Genomic DNA, 21,185 nt, shown 5'->3' on the forward strand with positions numbered 1-21,185 from the left:
GAGTTCTCGCAGTGGGACCCGCGCCGCCAGCGCCCCGAACTGTGGCAGCTCTACAACGGCCGCCACGCGCCCGGCGAGCACGTCCGCGTCTTCCCGCTGTCCAACTGGACCGAGCTGGACGTGTGGCAGTACATCGCCCGCGAGAACATCGACCTGCCCGGGATCTACTTCGCCCATCGGCGCGAGGTGTTCGACCGCGGCGGCATGTGGCTGACGGCGGGCGCGTGGGGCGGTCCGAAGGAGGGCGAGACGGTGGAGAAGCGCCAGGTTCGCTACCGCACCGTGGGCGACATGTCCTGCACCGGTGCCGTCGACTCCGGCGCCGAGACGCTGGAGCAGGTCATCGCCGAGATCGCCGCGTCCCGGCTCACCGAGCGCGGTGCCACGCGCGCCGACGACAAGATGTCGGAGGCGGCGATGGAAGACCGCAAGCGCGAAGGGTACTTCTAGAGATGTCCGCTTCTGTTTCTGTTTCCGGTGTCCCCGGCGCCGCCGGGGCCGGCACGCTGCGCCTCGCCACGGCCGGGTCGGTCGACGACGGCAAGTCCACGCTCGTGGGCCGCCTCCTGCACGACTCCAAGTCGGTCCTCGCCGATCAGCTGGAGGCGATCTCCCGTACGGGTACGCCGGACCTGGCGCTGCTCACGGACGGGCTGCGGGCCGAGCGCGAGCAGGGCATCACGATCGACGTCGCCTACCGCTACTTCGCGACCCCGCGCCGCCGCTTCATCCTGGCGGACACCCCGGGCCACGTGCAGTACACCCGGAACATGGTCACGGGCGCGTCCACGGCGGAGCTGACGATCATCCTGGTGGACGCCAGGAACGGGGTCGTCGACCAGACGCGGCGGCACGCGGCCGTCGCGGCGATGCTGCGGGTCCCGCACGTCGTGCTCGCGGTGAACAAGATGGACCTCGTCGGGTACGAGGAGAGCGTCTTCGCGCGGATCACCGCAGGATTCACCTCGTACGCACGGGAGTTGGGCGTTCCGGCCGTCACCGCGATCCCGATCTCGGCACTCGTCGGTGACAACGTGGTCGAGCCGTCCGCCACCATGGACTGGTACGGCGGCCCGACCGTCCTGGAACACCTGGAGACCGTGCCGGTGACCGCCGAGTCCCCCGACGCACCGGCTCGCTTCCCCGTCCAGTACGTCATCCGGCACGGTGAATCCCGTCACTACGCGGGCCAGTTGGTCTCCGGCACGCTGCGGGTCGGCGACGCCGTGACCGTCCACCCGTCGGGCCGTACGACGACGATCGCGGCCCTCGACGTCCTCGGCACCCGGGTCGACGAGGCCCACGCCGGGGCCTCGCTCACGGTGCGGCTCGCCGATGAACTGGACGTGGCCCGGGGGGACTTGATCGCTCCGGTGGACGGGCGGGCGCCGGCTGTGACGCAGGACGTGACGGCGGCGGTGTGCCATCTGGCGGATCAGCCGTTGGTCGTGGGCCGGCGGGTTCTTGTGCGGCACACGACGCGGACGGTTGCGGCGGTTGTCCGGTCGCTCGGGGCGGTGGATGCTCTGGGTGCGAATGACCTCGGGCGGGTTGTGCTGCGCACGGCCGAGCCGGTTGTCGTCGACGATTATGCGGTGATTCGGCGGACCGGGGCGTTCTTGGTTGTCGACCCGGTGGATGGGACGACGTTGACCGCGGGGATGACGGTGCTGCGGGGGTAGTTCGTCGCTGGGTGCGGGCCGGTGGGGGCTGGTCGCGCAGTTCCCCGCGCCCCTGAGATGCGCACCTTCGGTGCGGCATCTCATCGGGCGCGTACGCGTCGGGGAAATGCGGCGCGCAGCGCCTGCATTTCAGGGGCGCGGGGAACTGCGCGACCAGCCACGACGGCGCCGCAGCCGCGACCTCACGCTCAACCCGGCAGGACCAGGCGGGGCCGGGGCGCGTCCAGGCGGCCCGTCTGGGGGCGTCGGCTCCCCGCCAGGTACGGCTCGGGCCAGACCACCCCCGGCCCCGTATACCCCTGCTCCGCGGCAGCGTGCAACGTCCAGTTCGGGTCGTACAGGTGCGGCCGGGCCAACGCGCACAGATCCGTACGCCCGGCCAGCACCAGCGAGTTGACGTCGTCCCACGACGAGATCGCCCCGACCGAGATCACCGGTACCCCGGCCTCGCCCCGGATCCGGTCCGCGTACGGCACCTGGTAGGAGCGCCCGTACGCGGGCCGCTCCTCCGCGACGACCTGCCCGGTCGACACATCGATCGCATCGGCGCCGTGCGCGGCGAAGGCGCGCGCGATCGCCACGGCGTCGTCGGCACTGGTGCCGCCCTCCGCCCAGTCCGTCGCCGAGATCCGTACGGTCATCGGCCGGTCATCGGGCCACACCCCGCGCACCGCGTCGAAGACCTCCAGCGGGAATCGCAGCCGGCCCTCCAGGGAACCTCCGTACGCGTCCGTGCGGCGGTTCGTCAGCGGCGACAGGAAGCCGGAGAGCAGGTAGCCGTGCGCGCAGTGCAGCTCCAGGAGGTCGAACCCGGCCCGTGCCGCGCGCCACGCCGCCGACGTGAACTCCTCGCGGATCTCCTCCAGTTGAGCGGCCGTCAGTTCGGCAGGTGTCTGGCTGACGCCCGGCTTGTACGGGATCGGGGACGCGGCGACGAGAGGCCAGTTGTCGTCGGGGTCGGGCAGCGGTTCGTCGATGCCCTCCCACATGAGCTTCGTCGAGCCCTTGCGGCCGGAGTGCCCGAGCTGCACGCCGATCGCGGTGCCGGGCGCGCGGGTGTGCACGAACTCGACGATCCGGCGCCAGGCGGCGGCCTGTTCGGGGGTGTAGAGCCCGGCGCAGCCGGGGGTGATGCGGCCCCGCGGGCTGACACACACCATCTCGGTCATCACCAGGCCCGCACCCCCGAGCGCCCGCGCGCCCAGGTGGACGAGGTGGAAGTCGCCGGGCACGCCGTCCACCGCCGAGTACATGTCCATCGGCGAGACGACGACCCGGTTGCGCAGCCGCAGACCGCGCAGTGCGAACGGCGTGAACATCGGCGGCGTACCTTCCGGGCAGCCGAACTCCCGCTCCACCGACTCCGTGAACCGGGCGTCGCGCAGCCGCAGGTTGTCGTGCGTGACGCGGCGCGAGCGGGTGAGAAGGTTGAAGGCGAACTGGCGCGGCGGCTGGTCCAGGTAGCGGCCCAGCTCCTCGAACCACTCCAGGCTGGCCCGCGCGGCGCGCTGCGTGGAGGCGACGACGGGGCGGCGTTCGGCCTCGTACGCCTTCAACGCTGCGCCGGTCGTGGGGTGTTCGTGCAGGCACGCGGCGAGCGCGAGGGCGTCCTCGACGGCGAGCTTGGTGCCGGAGCCGATGGAGAAGTGCGCGGTGTGCGCCGCGTCACCGATGAGCACGCAATTGCCGTGCGACCAGCGGTCGTTGACGACGGTGCGGAACGTCACCCAGGAGGAGTTGTTGGACTTCAGGCCGCGTCCGCCGAGCGCGTCGGAGAAGACCTTCGCGCTGCGCTCGACCGATTCGCGTACGTCCATCTCGTCGAAGCCCGCCGCCCGCCACACCTCGTCGCGCATCTCGATGATGACGGTCGACTCGTGGTCGCTGTACGGGTAGCCGTGCATCTGCATCACGCCGTGCTCGGTCTCGGCGATCTCGAAGCGGAACGCGTCGAAGGCGAAGTCGGCGGCGAGCCAGATGTAGCGGTTGCGGTGCTCCTCGATGTGCGGGCGGAAGGCGTCGGCGTACGTCTCACGCGTGCGGCTGCGCACCCCGTCGGCGGCGATCACGAGGTCGTACGCCGCCGAGAGCTCGGCCGCGGGCGGCGCCTCGGTGCGAAAGCGCAGGTCGACGCCGAGCTGGCGGCAGCGGCCCTGCAGTATCTCCAGGAGGCGGCGCCGGCCGAGCGCCGCGAAGCCGTGGCCGCCCGAGGTGTGCCGGGCGCCGCGGTGCACGATGTCGATGTCGTCCCAGCGCACGAACTCGTCGCGCAGCGACGCGTAGACGACGGGGTCGGCGTGCTCGATGCCGCCGAGGGTCTCGTCGGACAGGACGACGCCGAAGCCGAACGTGTCGTGCGGGGCGTTGCGCTCCCAGACAGTGATCTCGCGCGCGGGGTCGAGGCGCTTGAGGAGCGCCGCCGCGTACAGGCCGCCGGGGCCGCCGCCGACGACGGCGATCTTCCGCGCCTTGGTCAGGGTCATCGGGTGCTCACCGCCCCTGCCACTTGGGCGGTCGCTTCTCGGTGAAGGCCGCGTGGAACTCGCGGTAGTCCTCGCCGTTCATGAGCAGCGCCTGGGTCGCGGCGTCCATCTCGACCGCCGCGGCGAGCGGCATGTCGAGTTCGGCGGTGAGCAGCGCCTTCGTCTGCGCGTACGCGAGGGCCGGGCCCTCGGCGAGGCGGTGGGCGAGGGCGAGGGCGGCCTCGTCGGCGCGGCCCTCGTCGGTCAACTCGCTGAGCAGGCCGATCCGCTCGGCCTCGGGTGCGCGCACGGGCTCGCCGAGCATGAGGAGCCGGGTGGCGTGGCCGAGGCCGACGACGCGCGGCAGGAGGTACGCGGCACCCATGTCGCCGCCGGAGAGGCCGACCTTGGTGAACAGGAACGCGAACCGGGCGCTCGGGTCCGCGACGCGGAAGTCGGCGGCGAGCGCGAGCACGGCGCCCGCCCCGGCGGCGACCCCGTGCACGGCGGCGATCACCGGGAACGGGGCCTCGCGCACGGCCCGTACGACCTGTCCGGTCATCCGGTTGAAGTCGAGGAGCTGGGCGGTGTCCATGGCGAGGGTGGCGCCGATGATCTCGTCGACGTCGCCGCCGGAGCAGAAGCCGCGCCCCTGCCCGGTGAGGACGAGGGCGCGGACGGACTTCTCGCGGGCCAGCTCGGCGAGCAGGTCGCGCAGGTCGGCGTAGGCGCCGAAGGTGAGGGCGTTGAGCTTCTCGGGCCGGGCGAGCGTGACGGTCGCGACGCCGTGCGCGTCCACGGCGTACGTCAGGTGGCGCCAGGTCTCGGTGCGGGGGGCGGAGCCGGTGAAGGGACTCATGCGGATGCCTCCGGCGGACGGCGGGGCGGTGCGGAGCGGGATGGATTGGGATGGAGCGGGATGGAGCGCGGGCGAGTGACTCTCTCGCGAAGGTATCACCGCATCGTGACTGCCGTCACGAGTACGCGATACAGCGGTACGCACTACGTCCGTACGCGATACGTCCTGGGCGACATAGGTCCAGAAAGGGACGGACGTCCCGACAGAGCCCGCCGGGAGCCCCTATCGCACCCGCCGTACCATTCCTAAGGTTGAAAGCAGGACCGCCACCCCCAGCGGCCCGCCTGCCAGCCCGTCCCCGAGCCCCCCTCCGAGGACCCCGCCTTGCCCCCACCTCCGACGCCCACCTCGTGGCGCATCGCCCTGCCGCACACGGCTGCCGCCGTGCCGGTCGCGCGCGCCCTCGTCCGGACCGCCCTGACCGAGATCGACTCACCGGCGGCCGACATGGACACCGCCGAGCTGCTCACGGCCGAGCTGGTGGCGAACGCGGTGGAGCACACGACGGGCGACGCGCCGATCGAGCTGGTCGTGGAGCTGCTGGAGTCGGGCTGTCAGGTCGAGGTGCACGACCCGGACCCGGCGCCGCCCGCGGACCTCACCAATCCGGACGACGCCGAGGAACCCGACCCCTGGCAGGAGCACGGCCGCGGCCTGCTCCTCATCCGCACGCTGTCCTCCTCGTGCGGGCACCGCCCCACCGACTCCGGCAAGGCGGTCTGGTTCACCCTTCCCGCGGTGCCGAAGCAGCGCCCGCCGTCGGAGGCGTGAGAGCGCCGAGCCGCGAGTTCCGGCGCCCGTAGAACGCGTAGACGAGCGCGCCCACCACGACGAACACCACGAACTGCACCCACGTCGTCCAGCCCGTGCCCCAGATCAGATAGAGGCACATCGCGACGCCCAGGACCGGGCTGAGCGGATAGAGCGGCACCCGGAACGAGCGCTTCAGCCCGGGGTGCGAGCGGCGCAGGGCGACGACCGCGACGTTGACGACGGCCATGGTCGCGAGCGTGCCGATGGTGGTCAGGTTGACCACGACGTCCAGTGACGAGAAGGCCGCCGGGATCGCGAAGACGGCCGCGACGATCCAGGTGTTGGCGGCGGGCGTCGACGTCTTCGGGGAGACCCGCTCGAAGACCCGCGGGATCAGACCGTCGCGGGACATCGACATCAGGATGCGTGTCTGCCCGTACATCACCGCGAGCACGACGGACGCGATGGCGACGACCGCGCCGAACGCGATGATGCCGCCGCCGACGTCCGAGCCGGTGACCTGGTCGACGACCAGGGAGAGCGCGGCGGGCTTGTCGCCGACCTCGTCGGCGCCGAGCGCTCCGATGGCCGCGACCGCGACGGCGCAGTACAGCAGCGTGACGATGCCGATGCAGATCATGATCGCGATCGGGATGTTCCGCCGCGGGTTCTTGACCTCCTCGCCGGCCGTGGTGATCGCGTCGAAGCCGATGTACGAGAAGAAGGCGAGCGAGGCGCCCGAGGTGATGCCGCCGACGCCCTCGGCCATGAACGGCGTCAGGTTGCCGGCCTCGAAGGCGCTGAAGCCGATGGCGCAGAACGCGACCAGGATGCCGATCTTGAGGACGGCCATGGCGGCGGTGGCCCGCGCGCTCTCGCGGATGCCGCGCACGAGCAGGGTGGCGGCCATCAGGATCACGATGACGGCGGGCAGGTTGATCACGCCGCCGTCACCGGGCCCGGCGGACAGCGAGGCGGGGATCTGCCATCCGAAGAGGCTGTCGAGCAGCTCGTTCAGATACTGGCTCCAGCCGACCGCCACGGCGGAGACCGAGACGCCGTACTCCAGGAGCAGGCACCAGCCGACCAGGAACGCGATGCGCTCGCCGAGGGTCGCGTAGGCGAAGGAGTACGAGGATCCGGAGACCGGGATCGCGCCGCCCAGCTCGGCGAACGAGAACGCCGTGAAGATGCAGGTGACCGCGGCGAGCACGAAGGAGACGATGACGGCGGGCCCGGCCTCGGCGACCGTGTCGGACAGGCCGACGAAGATGCCGGTGCCGACGATCGCGCCGACGCCGAAGCACACGAGCTGGAAGAGCCCCATCGTGCGCTTGAGCCCGTGCCCCTCCAGGTCGGCGCCGGACTCGGCGATGAGCGACTCGGGGGACTTGATGCGCAGCCCTGTGGGGGTGGGCGACATGCGGTGGTGCTCTTTTCTTGTGGTGCGGGAGTGCGGCGGGGTGTGCCGCATGCCGGTGGGGCCGGAGAAGGTGTTCCGGCCCCACCAGTTTGAACAGTTATGGGCGACTTGCGCCGCTTATCACAGCTATCGGCCGAGCGTGGCGACCATGATCGCCTTGATGGTGTGCATCCGGTTCTCGGCCTCGTCGAACACTACCGAGTGCTCCGACTCGAAGACCTCGTCGGTCACTTCGAGGGACTCCAGACCGTACTTCTCGTGGATCTCGCGGCCGACCTTGGTGCCGAGGTCGTGGAAGGCGGGCAGGCAGTGCAGGAACTTCACGTCCGCGTTCCCCGTCGCGCGCAGGACGTCCATCGTGACGGCGTACGGCGCGAGCGCCTTGATCCGCTCGTCCCAGATCTCCTCCGGCTCGCCCATCGAGACCCAGACGTCGGTGACGACGAAATCGGCGCCCGCGACGCCCTCCTCGACGGACTCGGTGAGCGTGATGCGCGCGCCGCCGGCGGCGGCCAGCTCACGGGCCTGCGCCACGACCGCATCGGCCGGCCAGTAGGACTTGGGCGCGACGATCCGTACGTCCATGCCGAGCAGCGCGCCGGTCACCAGGTACGAGTTCCCCATGTTGAACCGGGCGTCCCCCAGGTAGGCGAAGGAGATCTCGGTCAGCGGCTTGGCGCTGTGCTCGGTCATGGTGAGCACGTCGGCCAGCATCTGGGTGGGGTGCCAGTCGTCGGTGAGGCCGTTGTAGACCGGCACGCCCGCGTACGCGGCGAGCGTCTCGACGGTCTCCTGGGCATCGCCCCGGAACTCGATCGCGTCGAACATCCGGCCGAGGACGCGGGCCGTGTCCTTGCTCGACTCCTTCTTGCCGATGTGCGAACCGGCCGGGTCGATGTACGTCGTCGAGGCGCCCTGGTCGGCGGCGGCGACCTCGAAGGAGCAGCGCGTCCGCGTCGAGGACTTCTCGAAGATCAGCGCGATGTTCTTCCCCTTGAGCCGCTGCTGCTCGGTCCCCGCCTTCTTGGCGGCCTTCAGCTCGGCGGCCAGCGCGACCAGGCCTCGGAACTCCTCGGCGGTGAAGTCCACCTCCTTGAGGAAGTGGCGGCCGGCGAGGTCGGGGCGGGCGGTGGTCGCCATGGGGCGCTCCTGGATGCAGCTAGGGGACGGGAACAGCGGTGCGAACAACGGGACGATGGAAGTCTATACGACGCCTCACATTTATATACAGATGGTCCCTGTACGGGGTCCCTCTACGAGGCCGCTACGGGACCCTGTACGGGGTCGCGCTCGACCGGGCAGCTCATGCAGCGCGGGCCGCCCCGGCCGCGGCCCAGTTCGCTGCCCGGGATCTCGATGACCTCGATGCCCTGCTTGCGCAGATAGGTGTTGGTGGTGGCGTTCCGCTCGTACGCGACGACGACGCCGGGCTCGACGGCCAGGACGTTGCACCCGTCGTCCCACTGCTCGCGCTCGGCGGCGTGCACGTCCTGTGTGGCGGTCAGGACCCGGATCTCGCTGAGGCCGAGCGCGGCGGCGATCGCGCGGTGCATGTGCTCCGGCGGGTGGTCGGTGACCTTCAACTCCCGCGGCGACGAGCCCGGTTCGATGGTGTACGAGCGGAGCATGCCGAGCCCCGCGTACTGCGTGAACGTGTCTCCGTCGACCATCGTCATCACGGTGTCCAGGTGCATGAAGGCCCGCCGCTTCGGCATGTCGAGCGCGACGATGGTGCGGGCCGAACCGGCCGCGAACAGCTTGTGCGCGAGCATCTCGACGGCCTGCGGGGTGGTGCGCTCGCTCATGCCGATGAGGACGGCGCCCTGCCCGATCACGAGGACGTCGCCGCCCTCGATGGTCGAGGGGTAGTCGGCCTGCCCCTCCGACCAGACGTGGAAGGACTCGTCTCGGAAGAGCGGATGGTGCCGGTAGATCGCCTCGAAGTGGACGGTCTCGCGCTGGCGGGCGGGCAGCCGCATCGCATTGATGGAGACGCCGTCGTAGATCCAGGCCGAGGTGTCGCGGGTGAAGAGGTGGTTGGGCAGCGGGCCGAGCAGGAAGTCGTCGAGCTCCATCGCGTGGAACCGCACGGAGGTCGGCTCCGGGTGCGCGTCCAGGAACTCCCGCTTGGTCATGCCGCCGATCAGCGCCGCCGCGAGGTCCTCGGAGGGCAGCGTCTCGAAGGCGGCCCGCAGCGGGCCCGTGGCCAGCGGCCCGTACTCCTTCTCGTCGAAGACGCGGTCCAGGACGAGGGAGCGGGCGGCGTCCACGCCGAGCGTCTCGGTGAGCAGGTCGCCGAAGAGGTGCACGGTCACGCCCCGGTCGCGCAGCACGTCGGCGAACCCGTCGTGCTCCTGCCGCGCCCGGCGCACCCACAGCACGTCGTCGAAGAGCAACTGGTCCTTGTTGCTGGGCGTGAGCCGCTTCAGCTCCAGATCGGGCCGGTGCAGGATGACGCGGCGCAGCCGCCCGGCTTCGGAGTCGACGTGGAATGCCATGCCTTCATCCTCACCGCTGGACCGCGCGTTCACCCCTCAGAGCGCGGCTTCCTCGGGCCTGGCGAGGAGGCGGCGGGCCGCCCGGCCGGGGTTCAGGGTCGCGCGAGCCACGATCCAGCCCGCGAGGGCGTGCGGGTCGCCGGGGGCCGCGGCCAGTTCGTCGGTGAAGCGGGCGAGGGCGCCGGCCGGATCGCCCGCGGCGAGGTGCTCGTCGCCGGTGCGCGGCGCGGCGGGGCGGACGGCGAGGGCGTGGGTGCGGACGTCGGGCCAGGAGGCGCCCGGCGTCCGCAGCCGCGGCACGGGACCGGGGACGACATTGCGCAGCCGCCACTCGGTGCGGTGCAGGGCCGCCGCGGTGCGGGCCCGGGCCAGGGCGTCGGCGCGGACCGGCACGCGCAGCCAGCCGTCCAGGGAGTGCGCGAGCCCCTCGACGAGGCGGCGGCCCGGCGCGGTGAGCCCGCCCTCGGTCAGCAGGGTGCGCACCACGAGCCTGCTCTGGAGCCGGCGCAGGGCGAAGTGGTACGCGGCGGTCTCGCCGTGCGCCGGGTCGTCGAGCAGGCCGTGCCAGAACCCGGTGACGCCGGTGAACGCGTACGCGCCGTGCAGCAGCCCCGTGCGGTGGCGGGGGTCGGCGCGCCACGGCGCGTAGTACCGCTCGGCGCGGTCGTCGTCCAGGAGCGGAAGGAGGTGGAGGAGTGCGCCGAGTTTGCTGTGCTGGAACTCGTGCACGAGGGTCTCGGCGAGCGCGAGCGCGCTGCCCGGCCGGGCGATGACCATGGCGCCGAAGGAATCGCCGCTGGAGGCGGAGACCCGGACGTCCGGCGGGGCGGGCGGCATGACGCCGGTGCGCCCCCACGGCACGACGGCCCGGATGACGGCGGGGTCGAGGCGGACGGGACCCCGGAGCCGCGCGAGGATTCCGGCGGCCTCTTCGAAGAGGTCCTGCCAGGCCGCCGCCTCCTCCGGGTCGAGCCGGGCGGCCGGCACGGGTTCGTCGAGGTCGCGGTAGGGGTGGAGGTCGTCGAGCGGGATCCGGGCGGCGCCGGCCCGCAGGATGCGCAGCGGGGTCCAGTCCGGGGCGGTGGCGCCAAGGTCGAAACCGACGGCGGGCCCGCCGTCGGGGGACGCCAGGGTGAACGTGCCGTCGCCCGCCGTGCGCAGCCGCCCCACGCTCAACCCGCTCGCGGCGCCCGGGAGTCGGGCCGTGCCGAGACCGGGCAGATGGACCGTCCCGTCGTCGAGCGGCACAAGGATGTCGAGGTCCGTGCCGGCGTGCAGGGCGGCGGACGCGGCCAGCGCGCCGAGGTGGCCGGCCTCGGCCCACAGGGGCGGCCCCGGGGCGGTGCCGTGCGCGCGGCGCAGCAGATGGGCGAGCCAGCCGCCGGTCTGCGGTGCGAGCAGCAGCCGCTCGACGGCCTCGGGGGCGCGCCCGGCCGCCCGCCGCACCTGGCGCCAGGTCTCGGCCGGCGGGGTGAGCGGGGTGGGCAGCGCGTCGAGGCGGTCGAGCGCGGTGCGCAGCAGGAGCAGTCTGCGGTGGCGCTCCCCGCGTTCGAGGAAGGCGACCGCCTGCGGGGAGCCGCCGCCGGTGGCGAGTTCGGCGAAGAGCGCGCCGGGCACGCTCAGCCGGGGCGGCACCTGCTCGCTGGTCATGGCCGGGTCCTCCGGTCGGTCGGCGGGGTGAGCGGTGTCGTCAGCACGTGCCGTACGGCTACTCCGCTCTGCCGGGTTCGCCACCGCCGCGCATGCTGCCGCGTGGGCGGAGCACTTCTTCGAGGATGCGGGCGGTCGCGGGGAGCGGCGAGAGGCCCTCGACGTCGGTCAGCGGGACCAGGGTCAGGTCGGGCAGGTCCGACTCCCAGTCGGGGGCGGCGGCCGGGTGGGCCGGATCGACCGGGTGGGACGGGGCGGCTCGCTCCGCGCGTAGCGACTGGTCCAAGATCCGTTCCCCTCCTCGCACGGTGGCACTCGATGCCCCCGCGTCCTTCCATCATGACGAACCGGGCCCGCATGGGAAACCCGTACGATCACGCCACACGATCAGCGGCGTCCGCCCATCGCCTCCCCATTTCCGCCCAACTCACGCAACGCGGAGGTGAGTTCGGCCGCCCGGTCGGGGTCGTCGTCGAGGACGAGCACGGCGCCGAGCAACTCCTGGAGGGCGTCGGCGCCGCGCCGGGCGAGAGCGGTGAGGATGCCGACGACGTCGGTGCGGCCGCGGGGGTGCCGGGGCACCATCGCGCTGAGCCGCGGGCTCAACGCGCCGACCACGGCCTGCCGTTCGGCAGGGTCCGCCATCAGGGGATAGGCGACGAGCGCGTCCACCGCACGCTGCAACGCGGCGACGGGCGGCGGCGCTCCCGGCGGCACGGCCCGCCCCTCCCGCGGCAGGATCTCGGTGCGCTCGGGGCTCTGCATCCGGACCTCCGGGCGCTGCGCGGTGCGCCCGGAGGCGCGCAGCGCGGCGACCTTCTCCCGCACCGCGGGGAACAGCTCCTCCGGGTCGGGCAGCCCCGGCAGCACGTCCGCGCGCTCACGCAGCAGGCCGAGGAGAACGTCCGAGAAGAGACCCGTGGCGCGGACCGGGTCGTTGGCCGCGGCACGGCCCGCCCCCGCGGCGCGCAGCAGGATCTGCCGGTGGCCGAGGGTCCGGTCACCGGCCGGCAGCGCGTCGGGCGGCAACGGGCCCCGGAACCCCAGGCGTTCCTCGAACGACTCGCAGGCGTCGACGATCCACAGCTGGTCGGCGAAGCCGGGCACGGCGTCGCTCGCGTAGCGGGTCAGCGCGGACTCCAGGTCGACGGCCACCTTGTCGGCGGTCGTGGCGTCCGCGCAGAACAGCCGCGTGTGCCCGGCCCGGTCGAGGACGCCGTGCCCGCCCCACCACACCCACAGCACGTCACCGGGGCGCGCGGGCAGATCCCGTACGAGGGCACGGCGCAGCGTCGCGTGGTCGGCGTAGGCGTACGGAACCTGCGGCACGTACGGCGCCAACGGGGCCAGGAACAGGTGCAGTTGAGGTGCGGGCACGCCTGCCGCGCGGAGCAGGCCGTGGAAGGCGACGGCGTCGCGGGCCGGTCCCGGAAGGTTCCAGGAGGGACCCGCCTCGTACGTCTCGATGCCGACGACGAGGGCGTGCACCCGCGCCGGATCGACGGGTCCGGCGGTCACTTCAGCCACTCCGCGATGTGCCGGTACGTGGCCGGGTTGGTCCAGTACGCGCTGTGCGCGGCGGGGAACGGCTGGCGGTTGTCGACGGCGATGTCGGTGACCCGGGCGGGGAAGAGGCCGCCGCCGAGATAGCCGAGCAGATCGCGCGGATCGTACAGATTCAGCCAGTCGGGCATGTGCGCGGGCAACGGCTCCGGGTGCGCGAGCGAGGGCAGGGACCCGGACTCGTACAGGAAAGGGCCCTGCGATCCGGCCGTGACCAGCAGGGCGACCTGGGGCAGCGGGGCCTCGATGAGGGTGTCGAGGGCGATGATGCCGCCGAGGCTGTGGCCGACGAGGGTGACGGGCGGTTCGAGTCCGGCGACGAGAGTGCGCAGGTCGGCGCGGAAGCCGGCACCCCTGCTGAGGTAGCGCAGCACGTCTCCGGCGGCCGGGTGCGCGGCCTCGGTGAGCGCGCGGCGGCGGCGCACGACGGCCCGGGACGCGGCGCTCCCCGCGAGGGCCAACAGGCGGCTGCGCAGCCCGCGTTCGGCGCCGGAGGGGGCCGCGCCGAGCTGTCCGGCGACGTGCTCGACGGCGGCGTCGCGGCGGTCGCCGTCGGGGACCAGCGGCGTGTCCGCGTCCAGGGCGTCGGCGAGGGCGCGGGCGACGACGGCGCGGGCGGCGAGCAGGGCGAGGTCGTCGGGGTCGAGGGCGTCGGCCGCGGCGGGGAGCAGCGGGTGTCCCGCGAGGCGCAGGGCCGCGGGGCCGATGCCGGGCAGCAGTCCGTCGCCGGGCGTCGCGGCGAGGGCGGTCAGCCGGTCCTGGAGGAGCTGCTCGGGCAGGGCGGCGTGCGGCGGGCGCTCCGCGGGGCCCTTCGACGAGGCCGCGGCCAGGGCGAGTTCGGCGTCGGGGTCGGCGTAGAGGACGGCCCAGGCGGCGGTGTCGTCCGGGGTTCCGTCCGGGTTTCCGTCCGGGGTTGCCTCCGATATCCCTTCCGGCGCCCCGAACGGACCCCGGGTCGCGCCGCCCGGCGCCGGCGGCAGGCTCACACCGCCCGCGGCGAGGGTCGCGCCGTGGGTGCCGCCCCAGTAGTGGGGCACGATCCGCAGGCCGCCGCGCAGCGCGGTGAGCTCCGCCGCGAAGCGTCCGGCGAGCGCGGAGAAGCCCGGCTCCCGTACGCCGGTGCCGTGAATGAAGACCACCGTCGACATGCGTCCCCCGTTCCCCTCGTCCCCCGTGAAGATCTCTCAACTTACCCAGACATGCGGCGAGTTGAACCTGAGACCGACGGCGGGGCGGGCGGTGGACACCGCCCGCCCCGCACGCTTTCGTGCGCCGGCCGCTACAGCGGCATCGGCGCCATGTCGCACTCGATACGCCGCCGCTGCCGGGCCGCGGTCAGCCACGGGTGGTCGGCGCGCACGACCCGCGTGAAGCCCTCCACCGCCTTGCGCTCCAGCTGGTCGGCCTCGGCGCCGCGGCCGAGACCTCGCAGGTCGAGGGCGAGGTTGGCGGTGCAGGAGAGGGTCAACGGGTGGTCCTCGCCTGCCACTTCGGCGAGCTTCGGCAGGTTCTGCTCGTCGATCTCGCGCGCCTTGTCGAAGTTGAGGCGCCCGTACTCGGTGCTCGCCCTGCCGAGCGTGACGGTGAGCGACAGGACGTGCCGGGGACCGACCGTGTCGGCGAGGCCGCGGGCCGCGTCCGAGTCGAGTTCCTCGGCCACGTCGAAGGCGCCGAGGGCCCGCATGGTGGCGGCCAGGTTGGCCTTGGTCAGCAGGGTGTGTGCGTGCCGTGCGCCGAGGCGCTGGGTGTAGCGGCGCACGGTCGACTCACCGAGCTCCCTCGAGCCCTCCAGATCACCACTGATACGCCGGTCGACCACGGCGTTGACGGCGGTGGCCAGCGTGTAGTTGTGGTCGGCCCCGTAGCGCTGCGTGAGGCGGCGCAGGATGTCCTCGGAGAGTTTGGCCGCCTCTTCCACGGCGCCGTCCCTGCGGCGGCACACCGCCAGGTCGTTGGCGGAGCGCAGCGTGAAGGGGTTGTCCTCGCCCAAGGCGCCGCGCTGCCTGCGGTAGACGTCCTCCCGGAAGTCGCGCGCTCCGGGGTAGTCACCGCTCTCCCGCATGTCGATGGCGAGAGCGCCCTGCGTGTTCAGGGTCAGTCCACTGGTCGGCCCGAACAGCAGGTCGCGCAGCCGTACGGTCTCCTCGTCGAGCGCCTTCGCCTCCTTGAACTCCCCGCACAGGCGCAGCGAGACACCCCAGCTGTGCATCGCGCGCAGCGTCATCGGGTCCTCGGGACCGAACAGGGTCCGGGACCGCTCGGCGGCCTCGGCGTCCAGCTCCCGGGCCTCCTGGAAGCGGCCCTGATAGCGCCGCGCGTCGGACAGCTCGACCATGGAGTCGATCAGGTCCTCCACGTCGACGTCGATGCGGCGGCAGACCTCGAGGGCCCGCTCGTTGAGCGGAATGGACTCCTCGACCTGGCTGACGACGCGCAGGCAGAAGGCGAGGATCTTGGACATCCGGATGACGTGGATGTTCTCCTCGCCGGACGACTCCAGCCACGCGCTCCACGCCTGGCGGGCGAGGTCCACGGCGGATTCGTGCGCCCCCCAGTAGTAGAGGAACATCACGGTGTCGTAGACGAGTTCGCGCGCCCAGGTGTCCGAGGAACGGACCGCTTCCGCCGTCAGGACGTGCGGAAGCAGCGCCTGGTAGGCGGGCCATTCACGGGACGACGCGTAGTGGCCCGGCTTGGCGGCCGACAGGAGCTGGTGCGCGGCGTCGCGCATGCGCTCCCGGTCGTCGGGGCCGAGCTTGGCGAGGAGCACGTTCTGGAGCAGTCGGTGCATCTGGAGGGTGTCGGCCCGCAGGTCCAGCTTCACCAGGGAGAACTGGTTGAGGTCGCGGATGGCGCGGCTCAGTTTGATGGACTCCCGCAGCAGCAGGTCCAGTTCGGGGGTGATGTCGATGCCGCGGCTGCCCCGGAACAGCGACAGCGGTACGGGTTCGGGCGCCATGCAGGCACAGATGTCGAGGAGCTGACGGGCGCCGGGGTTGTTCTCGGCGATCCGCTCGAGGGAGATGTCCCAGGCGGCGGCGACGGAGACCGGGTAGTCGGGCGCCGGGTCGAGTTCCAGGACCTCCGGGCTGCGGGCTTCGAGCAGGTCGAGGTAGTCCTCGACGAGCATGCCGGTGACGGCCCGCCAGGCGCCCGCCTGCTCGACGGCGAGCGGCAGGTCGCCGAGGGCTTCGGCGAGCCGGTCGGCGTCGTCGTAGGAGAGGTCGGGCGAGCGCTTCTGGAGGAGCTGGATCGACTCGTCGCGCTCGAAGACGTTCACCGGCAGGGGGCTCGCCACCCGCTCCCACTCGCGGTTGCGGGAGGTGACGATGATCTTCCCCGGGCCGTTGGTGGGGAAGTAGTTGCGGACCACGTCGATGTTCTCGGCGTTGTCGAAGACCAGCAGCCAGTTGTCGTACGGGGCTCCGGTGCGCAGCGCTTCGAGGACGGCCGGCACGGCGGTGTTGGCGGCCGGTGCGGCGCCGCCTTCGTCGCCGGGGAACAGCCGCAGCCGGGTGGCGAGGCCGGCCAGACCGGCGAGGATGAGGCTCTCGCGCTCCGCGGGGATCCAGCAGATGACCTTGTAGTCCCGCTGGTGCGTGTAGATGTACTCCAGGGCCAGCTGCGACTTTCCGACCCCGCCCATGCCTTGCAGCGCGTGCGGCAGGACCGCCGCCGTGTCCTGGGCACCCAGCTGTTCCTCGACGGCGCGCAACAGTGCGGTGCGCCCCACGAACGAGGTGTTGCGCAGCGGCACGTTCACCAGGAGGGCCGGCGATCCGGTCGTGGTGCTGGGCATGGGCGGTTCAGCCTCCTGGGCTTCGGATCGGGGCGCGGCTTCGTTGACCAGGGGCGGCACGTTCTCTCCAGAGGGGTCAGGGACCAAGGGCTCCTGATCTCTGCCCTCTCCCGTGCCGGACGACTCCGCCAAACGGCCATTCGTGATATCAGGGGCATCGATGACTAAACCCGGCTCCAGCCGTTTAGCACGTTCGGAGTACGGGCCCGAGAGCGCGCGCATGACCGCGAGCTCGCTGCGCCGCCACCCCCGCTCGTGCGGTGCGGGCAGGGTCGCGCCCACCGGGTCCTGCAACGCGGCCCGCAGCGCGACGCCCCGCTCCCCCGCCGCCGGCAGGCCGCTCACCACGCTGACGGTGCGGGCGAGCTGGGTGCGGGTGGTCGTCGCGAGCAGCGCCTCGCGCACCCCCTCGGCGAACTCGGGCCGCCCTTCGCCGCCGCTGTCCCAGTCGAGCAGGCCGCCCATCATGATCTCGGCGAGATGGGCGGGCCCGGTCTCCGGCATGGTCCGCCGGCGTAACTGGTCGACCAGGTCGAACTCGAAGGGGATGGCGGCGAGTTGGGTCGCCAGGCGCCGGGCAGCGGGTGTGGCGAGCGTGAAGAACCGGCGTACGGCGGCCGCCGCGAACCGGGGCAGCCGCGGCGCGCGCAGCCCCGGCGTGGGCGCCCCCTTGGTGAGCGCGCCGGCGAGCACGACCGGCAGCTCCCTGCGCACCCCCCGCTCTCCGGTGACGAGGTCCGCCCACGCGGCGATCGACCCCGGCTTCAGGGACAGCACCGGTACGGGAACGGAGTCGTCGCCGGTCTCGGGCAGCGGGCGCAGCGGGTCGGGGCCCTCACCGGGGGCGCCGTGGCCGAGGTTCACGTTCGACGCGCCGAAGCCGCCGGCCTCCAGGACCGCCGGGTACGGGTAGATCGAGGAACGGTGGCGCAGATGGGGCGGAAGGAGATGGACGAGGGCGGTGGGGCCCGAGCGGGCGAGCCGGCCCAGGAGCCGGTCGGCGGCCGGTGCGGTCCAGCCGTGCGCCAGGCCGTCGGTGACGACGAGGAAGATCCGGCCGCCGCCTCCGTCGAGCAGCTCGGCCGGGTCGGCAGGGGTGCAGGTGGCGCCGCTGCGGACGGTCGGCATCCCGGTGCGCGGCACGCTCACCTTCACCGTCCGCACCAGGCGGAAGCCGCCGCTGTGCTCGGCCGCGGCGGCCAGCCGGGTGATCTCCTCGTCCCAGATCCGCATGGTGGGCGCGTCGTCGGCGAGCAGGACCAGGTCGAACGCGGTGGCCTCCGCGGGGCGGAAGAACGGCATCCACAGTTCGTCGGCAAGGCCCCGCTCGGCGGTGACGTCCTCGTCGAGCTCGACGTGCACGGACGAGGGGACGCGGCGGGCGAGCCGGTGCAGGGCGCGGGCGAGCAGGGCCCAGCGCCGGCCCGGGCCGGAGGGTTTGAGGGGCTCGTCGGGCACGTGCGGTCGACCGAGATGCACCGTTTCGGGGCCTTCGGGGTCAAGGGTGGGCAGCGCAGGGCTGGGTAAGTCGCCGGGCCACAAAGGGTCCGGGAGCGGGGCGAGCGGCAGATCGGTGCCGCCGGCTCCGGGGAGCTCGTCGCCCACCGCGTCGTCCGCGGGCAGGTCCGGCGGGTCCGCGCGACGTGCGGCGCGGGCCCAGTGCGCGGCGAGCCACACCGCGTCGGCGAACTCCTGCCACTGGGGGGTCCGGCCGGGCTCGTCGCCCGAAAGCCGCGAAGGTCCCGGTTCGCCGTCGGCGGCGCCGGGTGCGCGCTCCCTGGGAAAGCCGTTCATTCAGCGGCCCTTCGCGAGATCGCGGAGCAAGCTTTCCACGAGCTTACGCCCGTCACCGTCGGCCTGGAAACCACCCGCAGTAGTCAACTGGACAGCGTTGAGCAACTGGTCGAGGGAGTGGGTCCCGCCGGCGTTCACCCGCTGAACGAACAGGTCGACGAGGTCCTCGGCGGCTTCGGGGCGGCTCCTCAAGTGCCCTTCCACCATGGCCAGAAGCTGCTCCTTGGAGGGGGTGCGCATCTCAAGGGGCAGACACCTGCGGCGGAATGCGGCGGGGAACTCCCGCTCCCCGTTACTGGTGATCACCACGACGGGGAACTCACGGCACTCGACGCGGCCGCCGGACACCACCGCGTGCCCGCCGGGGTCGGCGGTGTGCACCTCGGCGCTGCCGGTGGCGTCGCGCACCAGCTCCGGGATCTCATAATTGCCGTTCTCCAGCACATGAAGCAGGTCGTTGGGCAGGTCGATGTCGCTCTTGTCGAGCTCGTCGATCAGCAGGAGCCGGGGACGGTCGTAGGGCAGCAGGGCGGTCCCCAGCGGGCCCAGCGTAACGAACTCCCCCAGGGGCGGCGGAAGTTGATGTTCACCCTGTCCGGCGTACGCCGGGTCGTCGGGGGCGCTCGGATCCGTGCGGAGCGCCGCCGCACGCCAGGCGGCGATGGCCTGGGCGCGGCCGATGGCGTCATGGGCGTACAGGCCGTCGCGCAGGGTCGTACGGCTGACGATGTTCCATTCGAGGACGCGCCCGAGGCCCAGCTCGCGGGCGATCAGGTAGGCGAGGGTCGACTTGCCGACGCCGGGGGCGCCGGTGATCAGCAGCGGCCTGCGCAGCAGCAGCGCGGCGTTGACGGTGTCGATCTCCTCCGGGCCGAGCTGCGGGGTCGCGTCGAGCTGCCCGAGGCGGCGGGTCGCCGCCTGTTCGTCGTCGGGGGCGCAGGGCTGGGCGGGAGAGCCGTGGAAGCGGCGCCAGGGCGGCGCTTCGGGCAGCACGGCCCGGTCCTCGGCCGGCACGCCCGTGGCCCGGAAGACGCGCCAGTCGCTCGGGGTCTGCGGCCTGGCGTCCGCGTCCCGCCCGGTCCCGTTCTCGTGCGCGCTCATGCCGAGGCCTCCTCGTCGGCGGGATCGCCGTAGTCGGTGGTCTGGAGGTCGACGACCCGGTTCGGGTCGTCCCAGAAAAAGGCGATGTGCCGGCCGAGGAGGAGCGTGCCCTGCGGGCTGCGCTCCGCCTTGCGGCGAAGCCGGTGGATGGCGAGGGGGATCTGCACGGGTGTCTGAGCGGTCGCGAACACGGCAGTCACTACTTCCCGCCGCTCCTCGATGAAAACTCCCCTGCGGTCCCAGACGGCGAGCCCGATCCCCGTGGCGATGGCGGCCTTCAGGGCGGCGAGGGCGTCCCCCTCGTCCGGCGCGTCGAGCACGACCGCCGTGCGGTTCGGTTCGTCGGCGAGCGCGATCTGCCAGGAGCGCAGCGCTCCCGCCTCGGCCGAGCTCCAGTCGTGCACGGTGATGCCGTGCCGGCGCAGCGTTCCCCAGCGCGACCGCCAGCGTTCCCTGACGAGTCCGTCGTCGCTGCGCATGCGGTCCAGACTGCGCAGATGGACCGCGAACTCCAGCCCCAGCGGCACCGATTCGGGCCCCGGGCCGAGCGCCAACCCCGCTACATCGTGGTTCAGGAGGTCATACGGAAGGATGAACTCGACGTACGCAGGCTGCTGTCCCGCCCCGCTGGACGCCGGGTCCTGCCCGGCCGACCACAGCCGGGCCCCTTGGCGCAGCACCCGCGCGACGGCCGGGCCGAGCCCGTCCATGGTCGTGATGCGGGGCTCGGCGGGCTGCGGGTTCCAGTACCCCGCCACGGTGTTGAGCCAGGGCCGCACCATCACCTCGCCCGAGCCGTCCCGGGCCGGTTCGACGGCGACGAGCAGGCAGCGGGGCACTTCCGGATCGTGGGTGAGGGCGATCCGCTCGGCCCGGCGCCGCTCGAGCGCCGGCAAGAACCCCGCGTGTTCGGCCCACCCCTTGGCCCACGCGGCCAGATTGGCCCGGTGGCCGGGGTCGGCCACCTGTAACGCCGCGTGCTCCACGAGGATCACCGCGGGCGGGATCTGGTCGGGCTGTGCCGTGAACTCCATGACGTGCCGGAAGAGTTGATCGCACGTCATGTTCAACGGCAGGTCCAGGCTGCCGAGTTCGACCGCGAGGGCGTCCCGCAGCCGCGTCGCCGAGATCTCCCCCTTCACCGCGTCGAGGAGCACGAGGGCGGCGCTCTCCTCGTAGGGCGAGACCGGTCCCGGCACGGGGGCCGTCCGGACGGTGAGTGGTCCCGGCGGGTCGAGAAGTATCTGGAACTCGCTCGCGACGTCGGGTCCCTCGTAGATCCGGATCACGTCGAGGAGTACGTCCGCGCCGTTCGGTCGTTTCAGCGCCACGGTGACCATCTTCCGGACGTCGTCCCGCAGCCGGGAGCCGCTCACGTCGACGGGCCGGCCCAGCTCCAGGTACTCCCCGAGCATCGCCGCGAACTCCACCCGGGAGGCGGGCGCTTCCATGCAGACGAGGCCGCACACCGCCTCGACCAGCCGGAACACCAGATTGATGTCCGGCGGGGGACCCGACTGCGACTCGGGCCCGCCGATACTCGCACCTGCCACCACCGACCGTCCCCCATGAGCCGGTACTTCTGCCTGCCCGGTCTGCGA

General features: G+C 72.6%; 15 protein-coding genes. 3 read left to right on the plus strand and 12 right to left on the minus strand.

Annotation, left to right across the window (positions count from 1 at the left end; translation table 11 throughout):
* Nucleotides 1-450: sulfate adenylyltransferase subunit CysD (cysD, locus tag AB0L37_RS14340; RefSeq protein WP_365504259.1), on the plus strand; the 450-nt coding region annotated here is incomplete at its 5' end.
* Nucleotides 451-452: 2 nt separating this feature from the next.
* Entirely contained in the window at nt 453-1,682 is a 1,230-nt protein-coding gene (locus AB0L37_RS14345) for a GTP-binding protein (protein WP_365504261.1), read from the plus strand.
* Between the two features lie 188 nt (nt 1,683-1,870).
* On the opposite strand, the gene AB0L37_RS14350 is transcribed toward AB0L37_RS14345, so the two are convergent.
* Nucleotides 1,871-4,165: a bifunctional salicylyl-CoA 5-hydroxylase/oxidoreductase gene (locus tag AB0L37_RS14350; protein WP_365504263.1), complete on the minus strand. Its 2,295-nt coding sequence runs from the start codon at nt 4,163-4,165 to the stop codon at nt 1,871-1,873.
* A 7-nt stretch (nt 4,166-4,172) separates the two neighbouring features.
* Nucleotides 4,173-5,003, minus strand: a complete 831-nt coding sequence (locus AB0L37_RS14355) for an enoyl-CoA hydratase family protein (RefSeq protein WP_365504265.1) — start codon at nt 5,001-5,003, stop codon at nt 4,173-4,175.
* Between the two features lie 324 nt (nt 5,004-5,327).
* Between AB0L37_RS14355 and AB0L37_RS14360 the strand changes: the two genes are divergently transcribed.
* Entirely contained in the window at nt 5,328-5,774 is a 447-nt protein-coding gene (locus AB0L37_RS14360; RefSeq protein ID WP_365504267.1) for an ATP-binding protein, read from the plus strand.
* Here the strand turns inward: AB0L37_RS14360 and AB0L37_RS14365 are convergent.
* From AB0L37_RS14365 to AB0L37_RS14410, 10 genes are all read right to left on the minus strand, one after another.
* Nucleotides 5,728-7,179, minus strand: coding sequence for an amino acid permease (locus AB0L37_RS14365; RefSeq protein WP_365504269.1), 1,452 nt, complete (start codon nt 7,177-7,179; stop codon nt 5,728-5,730). The two genes, AB0L37_RS14360 and AB0L37_RS14365, sit on opposite strands and share 47 nt — an antisense overlap.
* Nucleotides 7,180-7,305: 126 nt before the next feature.
* Nucleotides 7,306-8,319, minus strand: a complete 1,014-nt coding sequence (gene argF / locus AB0L37_RS14370) for an ornithine carbamoyltransferase (protein ID WP_365504271.1) — start codon at nt 8,317-8,319, stop codon at nt 7,306-7,308.
* 113 nt (nt 8,320-8,432) lie between these two features.
* On the minus strand, nt 8,433-9,677 hold the full coding sequence (locus AB0L37_RS14375; RefSeq protein ID WP_365504273.1) for an arginine deiminase: 1,245 nt from the start codon (nt 9,675-9,677) through the stop codon (nt 8,433-8,435).
* A gap of 36 nt (nt 9,678-9,713) precedes the next feature.
* The gene (locus AB0L37_RS14380) at nt 9,714-11,327 is read right to left on the minus strand and encodes an HEXXH motif-containing putative peptide modification protein (protein WP_365504275.1); all 1,614 of its coding nucleotides are present in this window, start codon (nt 11,325-11,327) and stop codon (nt 9,714-9,716) included.
* A 58-nt stretch (nt 11,328-11,385) separates the two neighbouring features.
* Nucleotides 11,386-11,613 carry a hypothetical protein gene (locus AB0L37_RS14385; protein ID WP_365504277.1) on the minus strand — a complete coding sequence of 76 codons (228 nt, stop codon included), beginning with the start codon at nt 11,611-11,613 and terminating at the stop codon, nt 11,386-11,388.
* A 101-nt stretch (nt 11,614-11,714) separates the two neighbouring features.
* A complete protein-coding gene (locus AB0L37_RS14390; protein ID WP_365504279.1) occupies nt 11,715-12,845 on the minus strand; it encodes a caspase family protein in 1,131 nt (376 codons plus the stop codon).
* On the minus strand, nt 12,842-14,038 hold the full coding sequence (locus AB0L37_RS14395; RefSeq protein ID WP_365504281.1) for a hypothetical protein: 1,197 nt from the start codon (nt 14,036-14,038) through the stop codon (nt 12,842-12,844). Before AB0L37_RS14395 ends, AB0L37_RS14390 begins: the two co-directional genes overlap by 4 nt.
* A 131-nt stretch (nt 14,039-14,169) precedes the next feature.
* Entirely contained in the window at nt 14,170-18,483 is a 4,314-nt protein-coding gene (fxsT, locus tag AB0L37_RS14400) for an FxSxx-COOH system tetratricopeptide repeat protein (RefSeq protein ID WP_365504283.1), read from the minus strand.
* Entirely contained in the window at nt 18,484-19,584 is a 1,101-nt protein-coding gene (locus AB0L37_RS14405; RefSeq protein WP_365504285.1) for an AAA family ATPase, read from the minus strand.
* Nucleotides 19,581-21,137, minus strand: a complete 1,557-nt coding sequence (locus tag AB0L37_RS14410) for a hypothetical protein (protein ID WP_365504287.1) — start codon at nt 21,135-21,137, stop codon at nt 19,581-19,583. The genes AB0L37_RS14405 and AB0L37_RS14410 overlap by 4 nt, the downstream gene beginning before the upstream one ends.
* Between the last annotated feature and the right edge of the window lie 48 nt (nt 21,138-21,185).

The organism is Streptomyces sp. NPDC052225 (assembly GCF_040679615.1).
GTDB lineage: Bacteria > Actinomycetota > Actinomycetes > Streptomycetales > Streptomycetaceae > Streptomyces.

Bases quoted from the DNA above. Each gene is read 5' to 3' on its own strand.
- AB0L37_RS14345 (WP_365504261.1), top strand. From the start codon at position 453: ATGTCCGCTTCTGTTTCTGTTTCCGGTGTCCCCGGCGCCGCCGGGGCC.
- AB0L37_RS14350 (WP_365504263.1), bottom strand. From the start codon at position 4,165: ATGACCCTGACCAAGGCGCGGAAGATCGCCGTCGTCGGCGGCGGCCCC.
- AB0L37_RS14355 (WP_365504265.1), bottom strand. From the start codon at position 5,003: ATGAGTCCCTTCACCGGCTCCGCCCCCCGCACCGAGACCTGGCGCCAC.
- AB0L37_RS14365 (WP_365504269.1), bottom strand. From the start codon at position 7,179: ATGTCGCCCACCCCCACAGGGCTGCGCATCAAGTCCCCCGAGTCGCTC.
- argF (WP_365504271.1), bottom strand. From the start codon at position 8,319: ATGGCGACCACCGCCCGCCCCGACCTCGCCGGCCGCCACTTCCTCAAG.
- AB0L37_RS14375 (WP_365504273.1), bottom strand. From the start codon at position 9,677: ATGGCATTCCACGTCGACTCCGAAGCCGGGCGGCTGCGCCGCGTCATC.
- AB0L37_RS14380 (WP_365504275.1), bottom strand. From the start codon at position 11,327: ATGACCAGCGAGCAGGTGCCGCCCCGGCTGAGCGTGCCCGGCGCGCTC.
- AB0L37_RS14395 (WP_365504281.1), bottom strand. From the start codon at position 14,038: ATGTCGACGGTGGTCTTCATTCACGGCACCGGCGTACGGGAGCCGGGC.
- fxsT (WP_365504283.1), bottom strand. From the start codon at position 18,483: ATGAACGGCTTTCCCAGGGAGCGCGCACCCGGCGCCGCCGACGGCGAA.
- AB0L37_RS14405 (WP_365504285.1), bottom strand. From the start codon at position 19,584: ATGAGCGCGCACGAGAACGGGACCGGGCGGGACGCGGACGCCAGGCCG.